This is a genomic window from Kitasatospora sp. NPDC048545, from assembly GCF_040651155.1.
In the GTDB taxonomy this organism is placed as follows: Bacteria; Actinomycetota; Actinomycetes; order Streptomycetales; family Streptomycetaceae; genus Kitasatospora.
On record NZ_JBEZIQ010000136.1, the window covers coordinates 1 to 4,043 of the forward strand.

Consider the following 4,043-nt stretch of genomic DNA (forward strand, 5'->3'; position numbering starts at 1 on the left):
CCGACCCGTCAGGAACCGACCCGATCTGGTGATCCGTCAGCGAGCTCATCAGTGTCTCCCTTGATCAGGGTGTCCACCTGATTCATGACACTCCCCGAAACGATTCGATCCAGGGCGCGAAGTCCTCGGATTCGACCTCGAAGTCCTCTGGTCCCAGGTCGCCGAGGTCCGACGAGAACACGACGGGGCACTGATCGTCGGCACGCAGGAGAAATCCACGACCGCCGCTGTCGTCGCCGATGAGGACAAAACCCGGTGCGTATTGCGCGACTTCATAGGTGGTGTTGCGTTCGCCGATGCACCCGGCGGAGTACACGGTGACGCCGGCTTCGGTCATCAGGCCGTCGGCCGTCTCCCAGAATGCGAGCAGCGAGGCCGGGAGGTTCGGCTCGATCTCGGCCCGAGCGCGCGCCACGTCGGCCGGTGTGGCTGCTGCCGACCCGTGTTCCGGTTCTGTCATGCCGGCGTTCCTCCTCCGCCCGTCATGTGCACTGCTCGGGGAATCCGCAGCGGCCTCGGCTGCCAGGTCCCGGCACGGGAATGGACGATGCCACCGAGCCTTCTCCCGGGCAAGCGGTCCCTGCCGGGATCAGCGCTCTTCGTGGGCGCCTATGAGACCGCGGGCGCCCATCTCGGTGCTCCGGTGTGCGGGTCGCCGGAGGCCGGGGCGGGTGTGGACTCTGTGCGGCAGGAGAGCGGGCGGGTCACGAGGAAGTACGAGTCGGGCGGTGACTCGACCTCGTACATGCTGACCGTCGCGCGCGAGACGGCGCCCGGTGACTCGTACAGCGTGTCCAGGTCCTTCTACCGGGACGTCAAAGTCGGCACCAGCGTCGATCTGAAGGTGTATCGGGACGCGGTGGTGAGGCTCGCCCACCGGGGGCACGAGGACGAGCAGCGGGCCATTCCCGTGCCGGCCGTGGTCGAGGTCGCGCTGTTGGTCAGTGGCGGAACAGCGGTGGGCCTGCACGGCCTGCGCGCGCCGGCCAGGGGCAGGCGGTGGAGGCCGACGCTGATGGCGGTTCCGACCGTCGTGGCGACGCTCCTGGGCTCGTCCCTGCTGATCGTGTACCAGTGGTCGTTCGCCGCGACCCTCACGGTCTCCGTGGTCGGCTGGTTGATCGCGGTGTTCGCCGGTGCGGCGGTGGTCGACTCCTGAGGTTCGGGAGAACCATCGGGCGATTGTCAGGTCCTCGCCATGGGAAGGAGGCAGGCCACGGACCGCTCACCAGGAAGGACGATACCCGTGCCCCGCATAGCCGCCAGAACCACCACCGCCCTGCTCACCGCCGCCCTCGCCGCGGCCCTCCTCGGATCCGCTCCGGCCTGGAGCGTGCCGCCGGGGGGAACGGCGACAGGAAACACAGCCGCCGGGAGCACGGCGACAGGGAGCGCGCCGCCCGTCAAGGCCCCTGTCCGCCAGGTGGAGGTCTTCGCCGAGGACGGCAGCATCTCCCGTGCCCAGGCCCCGGCCGCCTCCCCCTATGTCGCCGCACCGGCCCAGGGCGTCGCCCCGCTGCGGGGTGACGGCGATGTGACGCCGCTCGTCAGCGGTGGCGACCCGGCGACCAAGCTCGACGTGGTGGTGATCGGCGACGGCTACACCGCGCAGGAGCAGCAGAAGTTCCTCACCGACGCGGCCGAGAAGTGGCGCGAGATGACCGCCGTCGAGCCGTACGCCACCTACCGGGGACTGTTCAACGTGTGGGCGGTGTCTGCCGTGTCGCCGGAGTCGGGGGTGACCGGCGACCCGGACCAGGCGACGGTGCGGCACACCGCGCTGGGCTCGTACTTCTGGTGCGACGGCGTGGAGCGGCTGCTCTGCGTGGACGAGAAGGCGGTCGAGGGGTACGCCGCCAAGGCCCCGCAGGCGGACCTGGTGCTCGTGGTGGCCAACAGCGCCAAGTACGGCGGCGCCGGCTACAACGACGTCACGTCCCCGCTGGGCTACGAGGGCATCGCCACGGTGGCCGGCGGGAACGCCAAGTCCGGGCAGATCGCGGTGCACGAGACCGGTCACTCGTTGGGCAAGCTCGCCGACGAGTACGCGTACGACGGCCAGGGGACCTACCAGGGCGACGAGCCGGCCGAGGCCAACATCAGCACGCTGACGGCCGACCGGATGCGGCAGCAGGGCACCAAGTGGTCCCGCTGGCTCGGGCAGGCCTCCCCGGACGGCGGGACGGTCGGAGCGTACGAGGGCGGCGGCTACTACCCGGCCGGGCTGTACCGGCCGACCGAGAACTCGATCATGCGCTCGCTCGGACGGGAGTTCAACCTGCCGGGGCGCGAGGCGATGATCGCCGGTTTCTACCGCCACGCCACCCCGCTCACCAGCCCCACCGCCACGGGCAGTTGGCTCACTGCGGCCGACCGGCTGACCGTCGACCTGCCGGTGCCGGGCACCCGGCTGCGCTGGTTCCTGGACGGGCGCGAGCTGGACCGGCTCCGTGGCCGCACCGCGCTGGACCTCGCCGACCTCAAACTGACCGGTCCGCACACCCGGCCGCACCTGCTCACCGCCGTCGCCACCGACCCGACCCCGGCCGTGGCGGACCCGGCGCTGCGCGCGAACCTCACGGCCGCCCTGTCCTGGCTGGTGACGCGCTAGGGTCGGCGCCGGCTGCCGGCAGTCGGCCGAGGTCGGTCGAGGTCGGTCGAGTCGGGTTGGGATCACGGCTCGGCGGCAACACACCGCCGCCGGGCCGTGGTCAGCGGCCCCGGGGCCCGCCGGGCAGGTTCTGGCGGGCGCCGATGAAGTAGTCCAGGCCCTCCACCGGACCGGGCGGGCTGAGCAGTTCCCACAGCCGTGTGTGGAGGCGGGGCGGGACGCGGTAGTCACCGGCCAGCATCCAGATGTCGTCGCCGAGCCGGACCTCGGGGTCGTGTGCGAAGAGGGGCCGGATCCGCAGGTACTCCTCCCGGTCCAGCTCCCGGGAGTCGTACAGGTGGTCGTCCGTGCCGAAGCCGTCCAGCGTCCAGCGTCCAGAGGACGTTCCGCCCGTCGGCGAAGGGATGGTCGACGGCGGCCTGGTCGGCGTCGGCGCGGTCGGCGCGGTCGGCGCGGGGATGATCGTTGTCCACGCCGCCAGCCTACGCGCGCCGCCCGCGCGGCAGCCCCGCCCTCACCCCGTTGGCCTCGCCCTCACCCCGGGCGGCGCTGCCGCGGCACCTCCGGCGGGCGGCGGCGCAGGGGCGCGAGTTCGCGTTCCAGGGTGCGGATGTCCAGCGCGATCCGGGCCGCGATCTCGCGCGGGCCGGTGCCGGCGGGCAGGCGGCGCGACCAGGACCGGGGCTTGGCCGGTCCGTCCTGGACCATGTGGAAGTTGAGCCTCACCACGTCGGCGACGTCGAGCAGGCTGACCAGGATCCGGGTGTCGGCGAGGTCGATGCTCACCTCGTTCCCTATGCACGAGCAGGCCACCAGGCCGTCGATGTCCTCCTCGGCCAGGTACCTGGCCAGGGGTACCGCCCTCCCCCGGACCAGAAACGGACGATCCACCGGACTCATCGGACCCGCCTCCTCCCCAGCACGCGTACGGCACCTCGGCCGCGGCGCAAGCGCGCCGCAACGGACCGGGCCCGCCCATGCTCCACCACAACCGCTCCGGGCGCCAACTCGACGTCTCATCAAGTGAATTGGGCGAAGTCACCGACCCGGCGCACCGGCGCACGCTCCGGCGCATCCGGCCCCCGGCGACGTCCGGCGCGCCGGGGCCGGGGAGCCGGGCCCGGAAGGCCGGGGCCCGGGGAGAACGCGCAGGTGCCCGTCCGCGCGCGGCGGACGGGCACCTGCGGTGGGTGCGGGACGGGCCTCAGCGGCCGGAGCGGCTGAACCGGCCGTGCAGCACCAGGGAGCGGCTCAGCGCCAGCAGACCGCCCGTGCACAGCGCGGTGCGGAGCATGTTGGCCGACACCCAGGTGTCGGCGAACTTGGCCCGCACGGCGGCGAAGTCGGTGATCTGGGACGGGTCGCCGGCGGCCGCCAGCTGGTTGTTCAGCGGGATGTTGACGCCCATCGTCACCAGCAGCGCCACCACGTA

The 4,043-nt window shown here is 72.2% G+C and carries 6 protein-coding genes; 2 read left to right on the forward strand and 4 right to left on the reverse strand.

What is annotated here, in order from left to right:
* Positions 1 to 82 precede the first annotated feature (82 nt).
* Positions 83 to 460, reverse strand: a complete 378-nt coding sequence (locus AB0D10_RS45830) for a hypothetical protein (RefSeq protein ID WP_360268928.1) — start codon at positions 458 to 460, stop codon at positions 83 to 85.
* 213 nt (positions 461 to 673) lie between these two features.
* Here AB0D10_RS45830 and AB0D10_RS45835 point away from each other — a divergent pair, with 213 nt between their 5' ends.
* Positions 674 to 1,159, forward strand: coding sequence for a hypothetical protein (locus AB0D10_RS45835; RefSeq protein ID WP_360268930.1), 486 nt, complete (start codon positions 674 to 676; stop codon positions 1,157 to 1,159).
* Between the two features lie 87 nt (positions 1,160 to 1,246).
* On the forward strand, positions 1,247 to 2,611 hold the full coding sequence (locus AB0D10_RS45840; RefSeq protein ID WP_360268933.1) for a M64 family metallopeptidase: 1,365 nt from the start codon (positions 1,247 to 1,249) through the stop codon (positions 2,609 to 2,611).
* Positions 2,612 to 2,711: 100 nt separating this feature from the next.
* On the opposite strand, the gene AB0D10_RS45845 is transcribed toward AB0D10_RS45840, so the two are convergent.
* The 3 genes from AB0D10_RS45845 to AB0D10_RS45855 all read right to left on the reverse strand — a co-directional run.
* On the reverse strand, positions 2,712 to 2,852 hold the full coding sequence (locus AB0D10_RS45845) for a hypothetical protein (RefSeq protein WP_360268935.1): 141 nt from the start codon (positions 2,850 to 2,852) through the stop codon (positions 2,712 to 2,714).
* Between the two features lie 293 nt (positions 2,853 to 3,145).
* The gene (locus AB0D10_RS45850; RefSeq protein ID WP_360268938.1) at positions 3,146 to 3,502 is read right to left on the reverse strand and encodes a hypothetical protein; all 357 of its coding nucleotides are present in this window, start codon (positions 3,500 to 3,502) and stop codon (positions 3,146 to 3,148) included.
* A gap of 313 nt (positions 3,503 to 3,815) precedes the next feature.
* Positions 3,816 to 4,043 (reverse strand): DUF1772 domain-containing protein (locus tag AB0D10_RS45855; protein ID WP_360268941.1); only part of this gene is annotated, 228 nt, incomplete at its 5' end.

Coding starts and splice junctions, on each gene's coding strand:
- AB0D10_RS45830 (WP_360268928.1), bottom strand. CDS start 460: ATGACAGAACCGGAACACGGGTCGGCAGCAGCCACACCGGCCGACGTG.
- AB0D10_RS45845 (WP_360268935.1), bottom strand. CDS start 2,852: ATGCTGGCCGGTGACTACCGCGTCCCGCCCCGCCTCCACACACGGCTG.